The 15,077-nt window shown below is 69.7% G+C and carries 14 protein-coding genes; 9 read left to right on the plus strand and 5 right to left on the minus strand.

The genetic code is table 11. The annotated features are described in order from the left end of the window. Nucleotides 1-73 precede the first annotated feature (73 nt). The 6 genes from QSJ97_RS01215 to QSJ97_RS01240 all read left to right on the plus strand — a co-directional run bounded on the left by QSJ97_RS01215 (nt 74) and on the right by QSJ97_RS01240 (nt 7,132). Complete coding sequence (locus QSJ97_RS01215; protein WP_285669658.1) at nt 74-340, plus strand: DUF4212 domain-containing protein; 267 nt, start codon at nt 74-76, stop codon at nt 338-340. 4 nt (nt 341-344) lie between these two features. Further along, nucleotides 345-2,114 carry a sodium:solute symporter family protein gene (locus QSJ97_RS01220; protein ID WP_285669659.1) on the plus strand — a complete coding sequence of 590 codons (1,770 nt, stop codon included), beginning with the start codon at nt 345-347 and terminating at the stop codon, nt 2,112-2,114. Nucleotides 2,115-2,228: 114 nt separating this feature from the next. Continuing rightward, entirely contained in the window at nt 2,229-4,067 is a 1,839-nt protein-coding gene (locus tag QSJ97_RS01225) for a DUF294 nucleotidyltransferase-like domain-containing protein (protein ID WP_285669660.1), read from the plus strand. A 7-nt stretch (nt 4,068-4,074) separates the two neighbouring features. Continuing rightward, nucleotides 4,075-4,614, plus strand: coding sequence for a hypothetical protein (locus tag QSJ97_RS01230; protein WP_285669661.1), 540 nt, complete (start codon nt 4,075-4,077; stop codon nt 4,612-4,614). A gap of 9 nt (nt 4,615-4,623) precedes the next feature. Beyond that, complete coding sequence (locus tag QSJ97_RS01235; RefSeq protein WP_285669662.1) at nt 4,624-5,010, plus strand: response regulator transcription factor; 387 nt, start codon at nt 4,624-4,626, stop codon at nt 5,008-5,010. After that, nucleotides 5,003-7,132: an exonuclease domain-containing protein gene (locus QSJ97_RS01240; RefSeq protein WP_285669663.1), complete on the plus strand. Its 2,130-nt coding sequence runs from the start codon at nt 5,003-5,005 to the stop codon at nt 7,130-7,132. Before QSJ97_RS01235 ends, QSJ97_RS01240 begins: the two co-directional genes overlap by 8 nt. Here the strand turns inward: QSJ97_RS01240 and QSJ97_RS01245 are convergent. Next, on the minus strand, nt 7,126-7,776 hold the full coding sequence (locus QSJ97_RS01245) for a hypothetical protein (protein ID WP_285669664.1): 651 nt from the start codon (nt 7,774-7,776) through the stop codon (nt 7,126-7,128). The two genes, QSJ97_RS01240 and QSJ97_RS01245, sit on opposite strands and share 7 nt — an antisense overlap. Nucleotides 7,777-8,040: 264 nt before the next feature. Here QSJ97_RS01245 and QSJ97_RS01250 point away from each other — a divergent pair, with 264 nt between their 5' ends. Next, complete coding sequence (locus tag QSJ97_RS01250) at nt 8,041-8,697, plus strand: peroxiredoxin (RefSeq protein ID WP_285669665.1); 657 nt, start codon at nt 8,041-8,043, stop codon at nt 8,695-8,697. Nucleotides 8,698-8,751: 54 nt separating this feature from the next. Here QSJ97_RS01250 and QSJ97_RS01255 read toward each other — a convergent pair whose 3' ends face one another. Beyond that, nucleotides 8,752-9,141 carry a hypothetical protein gene (locus QSJ97_RS01255; RefSeq protein WP_285669666.1) on the minus strand — a complete coding sequence of 130 codons (390 nt, stop codon included), beginning with the start codon at nt 9,139-9,141 and terminating at the stop codon, nt 8,752-8,754. A 109-nt stretch (nt 9,142-9,250) separates the two neighbouring features. On the opposite strand from QSJ97_RS01255, the gene QSJ97_RS01260 reads away from it, so the two are divergent. Then, the gene (locus tag QSJ97_RS01260; protein WP_285669667.1) at nt 9,251-10,264 is read left to right on the plus strand and encodes an ABC transporter transmembrane domain-containing protein; all 1,014 of its coding nucleotides are present in this window, start codon (nt 9,251-9,253) and stop codon (nt 10,262-10,264) included. Between the two features lie 55 nt (nt 10,265-10,319). Here the strand turns inward: QSJ97_RS01260 and QSJ97_RS01265 are convergent, their stop codons facing one another. Together QSJ97_RS01265 and QSJ97_RS01270 are read right to left on the minus strand one after the other, a co-directional pair. Next, a complete protein-coding gene (locus QSJ97_RS01265; RefSeq protein ID WP_285669668.1) occupies nt 10,320-11,621 on the minus strand; it encodes a hypothetical protein in 1,302 nt (433 codons plus the stop codon). Nucleotides 11,622-11,803: 182 nt separating this feature from the next. Further along, entirely contained in the window at nt 11,804-12,430 is a 627-nt protein-coding gene (locus QSJ97_RS01270; protein WP_285669669.1) for a LysE family translocator, read from the minus strand. 160 nt (nt 12,431-12,590) lie between these two features. Here QSJ97_RS01270 and QSJ97_RS01275 point away from each other — a divergent pair, with 160 nt between their 5' ends. Then, nucleotides 12,591-13,814: a VPLPA-CTERM sorting domain-containing protein gene (locus QSJ97_RS01275; protein ID WP_285669670.1), complete on the plus strand. Its 1,224-nt coding sequence runs from the start codon at nt 12,591-12,593 to the stop codon at nt 13,812-13,814. Between the two features lie 15 nt (nt 13,815-13,829). On the opposite strand, the gene QSJ97_RS01280 is transcribed toward QSJ97_RS01275, so the two are convergent. After that, entirely contained in the window at nt 13,830-14,927 is a 1,098-nt protein-coding gene (locus tag QSJ97_RS01280; protein ID WP_285669671.1) for an alkene reductase, read from the minus strand. Nucleotides 14,928-15,077 lie beyond the last annotated feature (150 nt).

The raw sequence follows: 15,077 nt of genomic DNA on the forward strand, positions 1-15,077 counted from the left end.
AGCCAAACGGGGGGCGTGGCCCACGAGACCAACGACGCCCAGGACGCAACACCGCACCGCAAAGGAGATCCCCATGGCGGACAGTGACAACGACAACGACAACGACTACTGGAAGGCGAACATACGCCTCGTGACCATCTGCCTGGTGATCTGGGCAGTGGTCTCCTTCGGCTTCGGCATCCTGCTGCGGCCGCTGCTCGCGGGCATCGAGATCGGCGGCACCGATCTCGGCTTCTGGTTCGCCCAGCAGGGCTCGATCTACGTCTTCCTCATCCTGATCTTCGTCTATGCCGTCGCGATGAACGGCATCGACAAGAAATTCGGCGTGCAGGAGGACTGACGCGATGGATCTCCAGACCCTTACCTACATCGTCGTCGGCGCCTCCTTCGCGCTCTATATCGGCATCGCCTTCTGGGCGCGGGCGAGCACCACGGGCGAGTTCTATGCCGCCGGCCGGGGCATCCACCCGGTGGCCAACGGCATGGCCACCGCGGCGGACTGGATGTCAGCCGCCTCCTTCATCTCGATGGCCGGACTGATCGCCTTCAAGGGCTATGACGCGAGCGTCTTCCTGATGGGCTGGACCGGCGGCTACGTGCTGCTGGCGATGCTGCTCGCGCCCTATCTGCGCAAGTTCGGCAAGTTCACCGTGCCGGAGTTCATCGGCGACCGGTTCTACAGCTCGACCGCGCGCATCGTCGCGGTGATCTGCCTGATCGTCGCCTCGATCACCTATGTGATCGGCCAGATGAAGGGCGTCGGCGTCGCCTTCTCGCGCTTCCTCGAGGTCGATGCGACCACCGGCCTGCTGATCGGCACCGTGATCGTCTTCCTCTATGCCGTGCAGGGCGGCATGAAGGGCATCACCTATACCCAGATCGCGCAGTACTGCGTGCTGATCGTCGCCTACACCATCCCGGCGGTGTTCATCTCGCTCGAGCTCACCGGCAACGTGCTGCCGCAGATCGGCCTGTTCTCCGAGCACACCGCCTCCGGCATGCCGCTGCTGGCCAAGCTCGACCAGGTGGTGCAGGAGCTCGGCTTCACGCAATACACCGCGCAAGACGGCGGGACGCTCAACATCCTGCTCTACACCCTCTCGCTGATGATCGGCACCGCGGGCCTGCCGCATGTGATCATCCGCTTCTTCACCGTGCCGAAGGTGGCCGATGCGCGCTGGTCGGCGGGCTGGGCGCTGGTCTTCATCGCGCTGCTCTACACCGTCGCTCCCGGCGTCGGCGCCATGGCGCGGCTGAACCTGACCGACACGATCTACCCGAACGGCCCGCAGGCCGAGGCGCTGGCCTATGACGAGCGTCCGGACTGGTTCAAGAACTGGGAGACCACCGGCCTCCTGACCTTCGAGGACAAGAACGGCGACGGCCGCATCCAGTACTACAACGACGCCGCCACCCCCGGCGAGGGCAACCTGATCGACCCCGCCTGGGCCGGCAACGAGCTGACCGTGGACCGCGACATCATGGTGCTCGCCAACCCCGAGATCGCGCAGCTCCCGAACTGGGTGATCGCGATCGTGGCGGCCGGCGGCCTGGCGGCAGCGCTCTCCACCGCGGCAGGGCTGCTGATGGCGATCTCCTCGGCCGTCTCGCACGATCTGCTGAAGGGCACCTTCATGCCGGACATGAGCGAGAAGGGCGAGCTGCTGGCGGCGCGGGTCTCGATGGGTGTCGCCATCGCCATCGCGGCCTGGCTCGGGCTCAATCCTCCCGGCTTCGCGGCGCAGACGGTGGCCCTCGCCTTCGGCCTCGCGGCGAGCTCGATCTTCCCGGCGCTGATGATGGGCATCTTCTCGACCCGCATCAACAATGTCGGCGCGACCACGGGCATGCTGGCGGGCCTTCTGGTGACGATCCTCTACATCTTCACCTTCAAGGGCTGGTTCTTCATCCCCGGCACGAACATGCTGGACAACACCACCGCAAACCACTTCCTCGGCATCGCGCCGGAGGCCTTCGGTGCGGTGGGTGCGCTGGTCAACTTCGCGGTCGCCTACTTCGTCAGCCAGGCGACCAAGGAGCCGCCGAAGGAGATCCGCGAGCTGGTCGAGAGCATCCGTGTGCCGAAGGGCGCCGGCGCCGCGGTCGACCACTGAGCCGACGAGACCACCGGGAGGGGCGCATGCCGCCCCTCCCCCTCCTGCCGGGCGGGCGCGTCCGGCAGGTATCCCGACCCGAAGCGCCGCATCCGGCGACCAGCAGGAGCCCCCATGCCCCTCGACCGTGACGCCCGCCGCCGCTTCTTTGCCACGCATCACCCATTCGCGACCCTCGACGAGGCCACCCGCGCCGCGCTCGCCGACCAGGCCGAGACCCTGCAGCGCGCGCCCGGCGAGGCGATCTACACCACCGGCGAGCGCCTTGCGGGCTTCTATGCCATCGCCGAGGGCAGCGTGGAGGTCAGCACCGCCAGCGGCGACCTGATCTCGCGCCTGCATGCCGGAGAATGCTTCGGCGAGCGCGGGCTGCTGGTCGACGGCATCGCGCCCTATGACGCCCGGGCCGCCGCGGCGGCCACGCTCTTTCTGCTGCCGGCGGCCGAGTTCCGGGCGCTGATGCGCCGCGAGCCGGGCTTTGCGCAGTTCTTCGGGCGGCGGACCGACGAGACCGCCGCCGTACCCCGCCCGGCCGGCGCCGATCTGGCGACGCTGCGCATCGGCGAGATCATGACCGCCGCGCCGATCACCGCCGCACCGGATGACAGCGCCGCCGAGACCGCGCGCACCATGCGCGACCACGGCATCTCCTGCGTGCTGGTGGCCGAGGGCGGGCGCCTCGTCGGCCTCGTCACCGCCAGCGATCTGGCCTCGCGCGTGCTGGCGGCGGAGCGTCCGGGCGACACGCCGCTGCGCGAGATCATGACCGGCGACCCGGTCTCGCTGAGCCCGGAGGCGATCGGCCTCGACGCCATGGCGGTGATGATCGAGCACGGCATCGGCCATCTGCCGGTGGTGGAGGGCGCGCGCCTCGCGGGCATCCTCACCCGCACCGATCTCCTGCTGCGCCAGGCGCTCTCCTCGCCGATGCTGGTCGGCGAGATCGGGCGCAAGACCGACCTCGCCGGCCTGCGCGAGGTGATCGCCAAGGTGCCGGACCTGCTGGCCCAGCTCGTCGGCGCCGGCGCCGCGCCGCATGTCATCTGCCGGCTGATCACCGACGTCACCGACGCGCTCACGCGCAAGCTGATCGCCATGGCCGAGATCGAGTTCGGCGCCCCGCCGGTGCCCTATCTCTGGCTGGTCTGCGGCAGCCAGGGCCGGCAGGAGCAGACCGGTGTCTCCGACCAGGACAACTGCATGATCCTCTCGGACGAGGCGACGCCGGAGCACGATGTCTGGTTCGCCGCCTTCGCGAAGTTCGTCTCCGACGGGCTCGACGCCTGCGGGTTCTACTACTGCCCCGGCGAGATGATGGCGACCAACCCGAAATGGCGCCAGCCGCTGGCCACCTGGCAGCGCTATTTCCGCGGCTGGATCGACACGCCGGACCCGATGGCGCGGATGCTCGCCTCGGTGATGTTCGACCTGCGGCCGATCGCGGGGGACATGACGCTGTTCGACGGGCTGCATGCCGAGACGCTGCGCCGGGCGCGGGCCAACTCGATCTTCATCGCGCACATGGTCGCCAACTCGCTCACCCACCAGCCGCCGCTCGGGCTGTTCCGCGGCTTTGCGCTGGTGCGCTCGGGCGAGCACAAGGACAGCCTCGACCTCAAGCTCAACGGGGTGGTGCCGATCACCGACCTGGCCCGGCTCTATGCGCTGATCGGCGGGCTGACCGAGGTCAACACCCGCGCCCGGCTGATCGCGGCGCGCGAGGCCGGGCTGGTGAGCGATGCCGGCGGGGCCGAGCTGCTCGATGCCTATGACATGATCGCCGAGACCCGCCTGCAGCACCAGGCCGAGCAGATCCGCCGCGGCGCCAGGCCCGACAACTTCATGGCCCCGGCGCGGCTCTCCGATCTCGAACGCACCCATTTGCGCAACGCCTTCATCGTGGTGAAGACGATGCAGGCCGCGGCCGCCCAGGGCCGCCATACCGTCGTGTGAGGCAGACATGATCTTCATCCTGATCGCGAGCATCGCCCTCGGCCTCGGTGCCGCCGGCCTGGTCTGGGGGCTCGGGCGGCTGACCGGCCGGCGCCCGCCGCGCTTTCTGGCCCCGGTGGCGGGCGGGCTGGCGATGTTCGCCTTCATGCTGTGGAACGAATACAGCTGGTTCGAGCGCAGCCGCGCCATGCTGCCGGAGGGCGCCGCGGTGGCCGAGAGCTACGACTATTCGAGCCTCGTGCAGCCCTGGACGCTGGCAGTGCCGCGCGTCGCGCGCTTTGCCGCGGTCGAGGTCTCCGGCACGCCCTGGCCCGAGCGCCCGGCGCTGCTGCTGGGCGCGGTGACGCTGCATGCCCGCTTCGAGCCTGCCGCGCGCATTCCCCACCTCTTCGATTGCGAGGGCCTTCGCCGCGCCGCCCTCACCCCCGCCGAGTGGGCCGCCTTCGAGCGCGGCGCGCCGCCGGAACCCGCCGCGCTTGCCTGGGCCGCTGCCGGCCCGGACGATGCCCTGACGAGCACGGCCTGCACGAACCGCGGCACCAACTGAGGAAACCCCATGCCCCGATCCGTATTGCTGGTGGATGACGAACCGAACATTGCGTTCTCGCTCGAATATCTGATGAAGCGCGACGGCTACGAGGTGCGGGTGGCCGGCGACGGGGAGGCGGCGCTCGACAGCATCCGCGCGCAGAAGCCCGACCTGATCCTGCTCGACGTGATGATGCCGAAGCGCGACGGCTACGATGTGTGCCAGACCGTGCGCGCCGATCCGCGATATGCCGATGTGAAGATCATCGTGCTGACCGCGAAGGGCGGCGCGCTCGACGGCGAGAAGGCGCTGGCGCTCGGCGCGGATGCCTTCTTCAGCAAGCCCTTCGGTCTCGAGGAGCTGTCCTGCCGGGTGAAGGAGCTGCTCGCGGAAAGCCCGGGCGACGATGGCTGAGCGCTGGAGCCTGCGGCTGCGGATCTTCCTGTTCTTCGCGCTGGTCGGGCTCGGCGGGCTGGCGCTGTTCGCCGGCGCGCTGGTGCTGGCCGGGGCACGGATCGGGCCGGAGGCCACGCCGCACCTCGTGCTGGCGGGCGGCATCGGCGGGCTCGGGCTGCTGGTGCTCACCGCCTGGGTCTGGCAGCTCTTCGACGAGAACGTCGCGCGGCCGATCATGCTGCTCTCGGGCGAGCTCTCGGCCACCGCCGAGGCGAAGAGCACCGCGGCCCGGCTCTCCACCGACAAGGCGCGCTATCTCGGTGCGCTCGGCCCCGCGGCGGCCGGCATCGCCGAGGCGCTGGGGCGCGAGCGGAGCACCGCCGAGGGCGCGGTGAAGGCCGCCATCGACGAGGTGCTGGCCGAGAAGGCCCAGCTCGAGGCGGTGCTGCGCGATCTCCGCGAATGCGTGCTGATCTGCAATCTCGAGCACGAGATCCTGCTCTACAACGCCGAGGCGCAGCGGCTGCTGGGGCTCGATGCGCAGATCGGGCTCGGCCGGCCCCTCTTCCGCCTGGTGACCGAGCAGCCGGTGCGCCATGCGCTCGACCGGGTGAAGCTCCGCTTTGCCGACGGGCGCCACAGGACCCATCACGACTATCTCTCGGTCGCCGTGGTCTGCGCCACGCGCGACGGGCGGCTGACGCTGCAGGGGCGGCTCTCGCTGATCCTCGATGCCGCCGGCGATGCGGTGGACGGCTTCGTGCTGACGCTGCGCGATGCGACCCAGCCGATCGCCGACCATGCCGCGCGCGACCATCTGCTGAAGGAGATGCTGGAGGGGCTGCGCCGGCCCACCGCCAACCTGCGCGCGGCGGCCGAGATCCTCTCCGGCGGCATGGCGCCGGATGCCAAGACCCAGGCCCGCTTCGTCGGCGTGATGACCGAGGAGGCGGAGACGCTGGCCCGGCGCATCGACCGGCTGGCCGGGGCCTACAACGAGCTCCGCATCGGCGGCTGGAGCATGAACGACGTCACCGCGATCGCGCTCGTGGCCTGCGCGCGCGACCGGCTGGCCGACCTGCCGGAGCTGGAGCTCGCCCATGCCGGCGCCGATTGCTGGCTCAACTGCGACAGCTTCTCGGTGGTCGAGATGCTCGCGCTGTTCTGCCGCGAGATCGCCGGCGCCACCGGGGTCGGCCGCATCGAGATCGCCGCCACCCCGGATGGCGGGCATGTCTTCGTCGATCTGGTCTGGCAGGGCGTGCCGCTCGGCGAGAGCGCCTTCGAGCCCTGGCTCAACCGCCCGCTCGTGGAGGGGCTGGCCGGGCTCACCGCGCGCGACGTGCTGCTGCATCACCGCACCGAGATCTGGTCGGAGCGCGTCGGGCCGGATCATGCACGCCTGCGCCTGCCGCTGCAGCCGGCGGTGGAGGACCATGTCAGCGCCCCGGCCTCGGAACTGCCGGCGCGGCCGGAGTTCTACGACTTCTCGCTGCTGCGCCGCCGCGCCGCCGGCAAGATGGCCGAGACCCCGCTCACCGAGCTCGCCTGCGTGGTGTTCGACACCGAGACCACGGGCCTCTTCCCCTCCGCCGGCGACGAGATCGTGCAGATCGCCGGCGTGCGGGTGCTCAACGGCCGGGTGATCCGCGGCGAGCGCTTCGACCGGCTGATCGACCCGGGCCGGCGCATTCCCGCCGCCTCGACCCGCATCCACGGCATCACCGACGCGATGGTGGCCGACCAGCCGGATGCCCGCGCGGTGCTGCCGGCATTCCACGACTTCGCGGCGGATGCGGTGCTGGTGGCGCACAACGCGCCCTTCGACCTCAAGTTCCTGCAGCTCAAGGAGGGGCTGATCGGCCGGCGCTTCGACAACCCGGTGCTCGACACCGTGCTGCTCTCGGCGCATCTCTTCGGCCACGGCGCCGAGCACACGCTGGACGCGCTGGCCGAGCGTTTCGGCATCGGCTTCCCGGAGGGCCAGCGCCACACCGCCTTCGCCGACGCGCTGGTCACGGCGGAGGTGCTCTGCATGCTGATCCCGGTGCTGAACGCGCGCGGGGTGAGGACGCTCGGCGATGCCCTCGCGGTCAGCGACGAGGCGGTGGCGATCCGGCGCAAGCAGGCGCGCTACTGAGCCCCGGCGGGCCGCCGCGCCGCCCCGGCCAGCAGCCCCAGCGCGCCGCAGAGCGCCAGCCAGCTCGCCGGCAGCGGCACCGTGCCGAGCCCCGGCTGGAGGGAGGCCACCGCGGCGCTGCTGAGGTTGTATTGTGCCACCAGCGCGCAGGGCCCGCCAAGGCCGCCGAGGCCGCCGGGATCGTCGAGGCAGCCGCCGACGCTGGTGAGGCCGATGGTCACGCCGTCCGCCGGCATGGCGAACGGCCCGATCAGGTCTCCGAGATCCATGCCCACGATGCCCACCGGCGTCGCGCCGTCGCTGCTGCGAAAGGCGGTGATATCTCCGAACGGGCCGACCGTGCCGAGAACGTCGTAGCTGCCGTCGAGCGCCCCGTCGGCCGTGCCCGAGCCCGAGACGGTGCCGCTCACGGTGAAGTCCACCGCCGTCACGGTCATCGCCACGTCGTCGAAATCGAAGCTGCCGGTGAGCGTGCCCGCGCCGGTGGAGACCCCCGCAATCACCGGCGGGACACCGAAGGCGATGGTGCCGACATCATAGCTGACGACCGCCGCCGCGGCGGGGGGCGCCGCGAGACCGAGCGCCGCGGCGATCGCCACAATGCGCCAGGGGCCGGCCCTGCGGGGTTCTCCGTGCCTGTCCATCGCCCCGCCCCCTTGCCGATCCTGAAAATTCCCTTGCGGAACTCATAGCACCGCGCGACCCGGATCGGAAGGCGCTTCCGCTTCCGGCCTCCTCCCCTGTATGCTCCGCACGGCGGACAAGAGACGGTTCGCCACCTTTCCATTCTGGCGGGATCCCGCTTAGCAGGGTTCCGTCGACCCATCCGGGATGCTATCCACCTCCACAGCCGGGCTTTCCGGCGGATAACATTTCCGGAATGTTAAACAACCCCGAGGAGGCAACTCATGGGCCTGCGCATCAACGACACCGCTCCCGACTTCACCGCCGACACCACCGAGGGCGAGATCTCGTTCCACGACTGGATCGGCGACGGCTACGCGATCCTGTTCAGCCATCCGAAGGACTTCACCCCGGTCTGCACCACCGAGCTCGGCGCGATGACCCACCTCAAGCAGGAATTCGCCAAGCGCAACACCAAGGTGATCGGCATCTCGGTCGATCCGGTCGAGAGCCATCGGAAATGGAAGGCCGATATCGAGCAGATCGCGGGCGAGGCGGTGAACTACCCGCTGATCGGCGATCCCGAGCTGAAGGTCGCCAAGCTCTACGACATGCTGCCCGCCGCGGCCGGCGACAGCTCCGAGGGCCGCACGCCGGCCGACAACGCCACCGTGCGCTCGGTCTTCGTCGTCGGGCCGGACAAGAAGATCAAGCTGAGCCTCACCTATCCGATGACTACCGGGCGCAACTTCGACGAGCTGCTCCGCGCGATCGATTCGATCCAGCTCACCGCCCAGCACAAGGTGGCGACCCCGGCGAACTGGAAGCAGGGCGAGGACGTGATCATCACCCCCGCGGTCTCCGACGAGGAGGCGCAGGAGAAGTTCGGCGGCTTCGAGAAGGTGCTGCCCTATCTGCGCCGGACCAAGCAGCCCGGCTGACGCTCGCGCGGCGGCCTCGGACGGGGCCGCCGCCTTCCGCCCCCGAGGGGCGTGTCACTCGGTCTGCAGCGCCGGCGCCGGCGGCATGTCGCAGATCTCCATGATCGTCTCGTCGCCCACCGGCACGATGCGCCCGTCCGAGGTCAGCGCCAGCAGCTTGTGCCGCCCGGCATCGAGCTGCACCGGATAGGCGGCATAGCCGGTCTCCCACATCGCCTCGACGAGATAGGCCCCGGCGGTCGTCGAGACCTGCAGCGCGCAGCCCGGTGCCAGCAGCCCCTGGGTCTGGTAGTCGAGCACCATCTCGACCCGCTCGTGCTCGAGCTTGTCACCCGGCAGCATGAGGCTGACCTCGGCCTGCTGCGGCGAACCGCAGGCCGCCAGCCCGCCGGCCAGCGCCAGCACCGCGGCCCGCCCGGCCCACTTGATCCGCATCAACGACATTCGTTCATCTCCCCAAGGATCATGACAGTGTTGTGACACGGCCGCGCCGCCTGCCATATGGCGCAGATAATCGCGATCCGGGCCGCGTCCCGTCAACCGGGAGTTTGCGATGCAGCGCGCGTCGAGCTGGCAGCGCGGGGCGAGCCTCTACTCGCTGATCCTGCGCCAGACCTTCCCGCTCCAGGGCGGGGCGGTGCTGCTCGGCCTCGCGATCCCGGCGCTGGCGGTCTATCCGCTGCACCTGCAGCAGCAGATCATCGACGAGGCGATCCCGGCCGGCGACCTCGCGCTGGTGCTGACGCTCGGCGGGCTCTTCCTGCTGGCCAATGTCGCGCGCTCCGCGCTCAAGTTCTCGGTGGTCTACCTGCGCGGCTGGATCGCCGCGGTGGTCGCCCGGGTGCTGCGCACCGCGCTGATCGACGCCCAGCGCCGCCGCCCGGAGGCGCAGGCCCGCACCTCGCTCGGCTCGGTGACCTCGGTGCTCACCGGCGAGGTGCAGCCGCTCGGCGATTTCGCGGCAGAGGCGATCAACACGCCGCTGATCCAGGGCGGCACGCTGCTCGGGGTGTTCGGCTACATGCTGGTCACCGACTGGCGGCTCGCCGCGATCGGCATCGCCAGCCTGATCGCCGAGGGGGTGGTGACGCCGCTGCTCCAGCGCATCATCAACCGCCTGACCGCGCAGCGCATCCAGACGCTGCGCAAGGCCAGCCTCGACATGATCGACGCGGTCGATCCCTCGCACCACGTGCTGATCGTCCATGCGCTCAGGCTGATCCGGCAGGTCTACACGATCCTGTTGCGGATGAACTTCTACAAGGCGCTGCTCAAGGTGCTGCGCAACCTGATCGACCACTGCGCCGATATCGCGATCATCACGGTCGGGGCCTGGCTGGCGATCCGCGGCGAGATCCAGATCGGCGTGATCGTCGCCTTCCTCAGCGGGCTGCGCGAGGTGCGCGGCCCCTGGGGCGAGCTCGTGAGCTTCTACCGCCGCCTCGCCGATGCCGGGGTGAAGTACCGCCTGCTGCGGAAGGCGATGAACGGCGACCCGAACGACATCGCGACGGCGCTCGAGCCGCAGGTGCCGCGCTCGGTGCCGCCGCGCCGGCGGGACGACTGAGCCGCCGCCCCGCTGCCGTGCCGGGCCCGCCGGTCCGGACCGGGCCCTTGCCGCCTCAGGCGTCCTCGAAGCGCGCCATCACCCCGGTCCAGAGCCGCTGTGCCTCGCGGGCGGCAGCGGGGTAGTCCTTGACCATGCGGTCGGTCTCGGCGAGCAGGTCCTGCGACGGCTGCGCCGCCTCGGCGACACCGCGGTCCTCGCTCGAGTCGAGGATCGCGTTAAGCCGGGTGCGGTGCGTCTTGCACTTCTTCGCCGCCTCCGAGAAGCGCTTGGCCTCCTGCACCAGCTTCTTGATGTTCATGTCGAACTTCAGCTTCACGAAACTGCGGTCGGTGTTGTCGCCGACCACCATGTCGATGGTGTTCTGCGTGCCCCGCGCGGCCTCGAGGGTGCGGCCCATCTTCGAATGGTCGCTCAGGATGTCCTTGTGCAGCTTCTCGATCTTGGCGATCAGCTTTGCCGGGTCCTGCCCCTGCATCGAGAAGCTCTCGGCGAGATCCAGCGCCGCCTCCGCCTTCGAGAGCTCGGCATCGAGCGAGCGGATGTAGTCCGAGGCCTCCTTCAGCGTCGCCTCGACGACCTTCCAGACCCTGTGCGCCTCGCCGCCGACCTCCTTCTCGTACCATTTCGGCAGGTTCGAGATCGGCTGGTTGCTGCGCGCCTTCATGAAGGGCGAGGAGCCGTTCTGCACGTTCGCCTTGTCCCACTCCTTGATCCCGTCGATGATCTCGGTGATCTCCTCGACGGCGCGGCTGGCCTTGGCGACCGCCTGGATGTTCTGGAAGGTCTCGCCGGCCCGCTTCGAGGCCTTGGCCTCCTTGGCGCCGTCATTGGCCATGCGCACGAGATTGGCGATCGGCTTGGCGTCGGCCTTGTACTTGGCGAGCACCTTCTTCGATTCGCCCACCATCCGCTGGCGCAGCGCCAGATGCTCCTCGAACTTGCGCTTCTTCACCGGATCGAGCGGGTCCGCGCTCTTCTCCACGTCCTCCGAGGCATCGCCGTCGAAGCTGCCGGCCAGCGCATCGCCCGAGACCACCTCCCGGAGCTGCACGATGATCTTCTCCAGCGCGTCGCCGACGATCTTGGCGCTCTTGAGCTGCGCCGAGTTCAGTGCCTTCTTGCCCTCCTTCACCTCCTTCTTGTGGATGGTGTTGAGGTATTTCTCCGACTTGGTGAGCGCCTTCTCGGCCTTCTTCTGGATATCCTTGGGTTTGCCGGCCTTCACGGCCTTGATGTAGTCCTCGAGCAGCCCGCCGATGCCGGAGCTGTGGAAGATCCCCGAGTCGATCTTGCTGACCCCGGTCAGCTCCTTCGACTGCTTCTTGATCGACTGCCAGTAGGTCGAGATATCCATCCGCGTTCCCTCCGCTGAAATACGCACCCATCACATGCTCGTCACAAACGATCATGCGCCCCCGATATGGCAAGCGCAATTGTCTCGACAACACAGTCGTTCATCGGGACGCGCAGGCATCTGTGATGCACGTCACAGGCGGCCGGCGATTGCGCCGCCCGGGCGGCCCCGCCAGGCGCCGCTCAGCCCCGCTCCAGCGCCAGCTTCAGGCCCAGCGCGCCGAGCATGGTGCCGCCGAGCAGCCGCCCGATGCGCTCGGCCCGCGCGGCGCGCTTCATCCGCGAGACCACCTCGCCGGCGAAGGCGACGCAGAGCAGGTCGGCGGTCGAGAACAGCAGGTTGCAGATCGTGCCGAGCAGCAGGAACTGCAGCCAGACCGGCGCCGCGAGGCCCGGATCGGTGAACTGCGGCAGCAGCGCGACGAAGAAGAGCGCGGTCTTGGGATTCAGCACCTCCACCGTCACGCTTTCGAGAAAGGCCCGGCGCGGGGTCGGCGCCGGCCGCGGCGCCTCCGACGGGCCGCGCTCGCCGCGGATCATCTGCCAGCCGAGCCAGAGCAGATAGGCGGCGCCGACCAGCTTCAGCGCCAGATAGGCCTCTGGCACCAGGCGGAAGATCGCCGAGAGCCCGAGCGTCGCCGCCAGCACGTGCACCATGCCGCCGAGGCCGAGCCCGAGCGCCGCCATCAGCCCGGCGCGGCGCCCGCGCGCCACCGTCTGCGCGGCGCAGTAGAGCAGCGCCGGCCCCGGCATGAAGGCGAAGACCAGCGCGGCGGCGAGAAAGGCGAGGAAGAGATCGGCGTCGAGCATCGGCAGCCCCCGGATCGTGCGCCTCCGAAGCTGCCCGAGCAGCATCCGCGGCGCAAGCGCACCGGGGCCGGCGGGCAGGTCTTGACGCATTTGCGTTGAGTTTGCAGACTAATCCCGGAGTATTTGAGCCTGCGTGAGGTATCTCATCATGCGCATTCTGATGGCAGCATGCCTTCTGACGGCGCTCGCGGCACCGGCTTGGGCGGCGAGCGTGACCTTCCTGGGAAAATTCACGGCTAGCGACGGCAGCGGAGGCGACAATTTCGGCTATGCCGTCGCGCTCTCCGGCACCACCGCGCTGATCGGCGCCCAGGGCGACGACGACAACGGGTCGGGCAGCGGCGCGGCCTATCTCATCGACACCGTGACGCTCGCCGAGACCAAGCTGACGCCGAGCGACGGCAGCATAGGCGACAATTTCGGCGCCTCCGTCGCGCTCTCCGGCTCCACCGCGCTGATCGGCGCCCGGTACGACGACGACAACGGGGCTTCCAGCGGCAGCGCCTATCTCTTCGACACCGGCACGCTGGCCGAGACCAAGCTCACGGCGAGCGACGGCGCGATGTTCGACGAGTTCGGCTATGCCGTCGCGCTCTCCGGCAGCACCGCGCTGATCGGCGCCAGGCATGACGGCGACAACGGCTTCTACAGCGGCTCGGCCTATCTCTTCGACACCGGCACGCTGGCCGAGACCAAGCTGACACCGAGCGACGGCGCGATGTTCGACGAATTCGGCAGCACCGTCGCGATCGACGGCAGCACGGCGCTGGTCGGCGCCGCCCGCGACGGCGACAACGGGGCTTCCAGCGGCAGCGCCTATCTCTTCGACACCGGCACGCTGGCCGAGACCAAGCTGACACCGGGCGACGGCGAGGCCTCCGCCCAGTTCGGCTTTTCGGTCGCGCTCGAAGGGACCACGGCGCTCGTCGGCGCCCAGTTCGACGACGGCAACGGCTCCGCCTATCTCCTCGACACCGGCACGCTGGCCGAGACCAAGCTGACCGCCGGCGAAGCGCCGGAGAACGACCGCTTCGGCTATGCCGTCGCGCTCGACGGGACCACGGCGCTGGTCGGCGCCTGGGGCGACGACGCCAATGGCGACGACAGCGGCGCGGCCTTCCTCTTCAACACCACCGACGGGATGCTGATCGCCAAGCTGCTGGCACCGGATGGTGTGGAGTCGGACAATTTCGGCCTGTCGGTGGCGGTCTCCGGCAACCTCGTGCTGGTCGGCGCGCCCTATGCGGATATAGGCGACAACCCGGGCCAGGGCGCCGCCTATCTGTTCCGCATCGAGGCGGATGGCGAGGTGCCGCTGCCCGCGCCCGCATGGCTGCTGCTCACCGGGCTCGGCTCCCTCGCGCTCCTGCGCCGCCGCCGCTGACGGCGCCGGCCTGCCTCAGGCCGCCTTGCGGTCGAGGAAGGGATAGTCGGTGTAGCCCCGCGCATCGCCGCCATAGAAGGTATTGTGGTCCGGCGCGGCGAGCGCGGCGCCGAGGCGCAGCCGCTCCGGCAGGTCCGGGTTGGCGATGAAGGGCCGGCCGAAGGCCACCGCATCGGCGCGGCCCCTGGCGATCCAGTCCGCCGCGGTGGCCCCGTCGAAATCGCCGTTGGCGATGTAGGCACCGCGCCAGAGCCCGCGCATCCGGGTGAGCGCGGCGGCCTGCTCCGCGGTCACCTCGGCACCGGGGAACTTCTCCACGACGTGGAGATAGGCCAGCCCCAGCCGGTCGAAGGCGCGGTAGATCTCGGAGAAATGCGCCTCCGGGTCGCTGTCGCCCATGTCGTTCGCGGTGCCGAAGGGGGAGAGGCGCAGGCCCACCCGGTCGGCGCCCCAGACCTTCGCCACCGCCTCGGTGACCGCGAGCGGGAATCGCAGCCGCGCCGCCACCGAGCCGCCATAGCGGTCGGTGCGGCGGTTGGTGCGGTCGGAGAGGAACGCGTCGAGCAGATAGCCGTTGGCGCCGTGGACCTCGACGCCGTCGAAGCCGGCGGCAAGGGCGTTCTCGGCGGCGCGGACGAAATCCGCGAGCACCCGCGGCAGCTCGTCCGTCTCCAGCGCGCGCGGCGCCGAGACATCCGCCGGGCCGGTGGCGAGGAAGGTCTGCGCATTGGCCCGGATCGCCGAGGGCGCCACCGGGGCCTGGCCGCCCGGCTGCAGCGCGGTGTGGCTGATCCGGCCGACATGCCAGAGCTGCAGGAAGATCCGCCCGCCGGCGGCATGCACCGCCTCGGTGATGGCCTTCCAGCCGGCCACCTGCGCCTCGGAATGGATGCCCGGGGTGCCGACATAGCCCTTGCCCTCGGGCGAGATCTGCGTCGCCTCGGTGACGATCAGCCCGGCGCTGGCGCGCTGGCGGTAGTATTCCAGCGCCAGTTCGGAGGGGGTGCCGTCGTCATGCGCGCGGCTGCGGGTGAGCGGGGCCATCAGCACGCGGTTCGGCAGGGAGGTGGCACCGATCGCGAGCGGCGTGAAGAGCGGGGCGGTTTCGGCCATTGTCAGGCTCCGATATCTGCGTGTCGGGACTGTGCAATCCGGCGAACTGCACGGGCCGCGTGTCATTGCGGTCCTACACGAAATATGGATGTGAAATCTGTCGGCAAGCGGCCCGCCGCGGAAAGCACCATTGCCAAACGGGCAACAATC

Origin of the sequence: Paralimibaculum aggregatum, assembly GCF_030270585.1 — a bacterium.
Taxonomy (GTDB): domain Bacteria; phylum Pseudomonadota; class Alphaproteobacteria; order Rhodobacterales; family Rhodobacteraceae; genus Thermohalobaculum; species Thermohalobaculum aggregatum.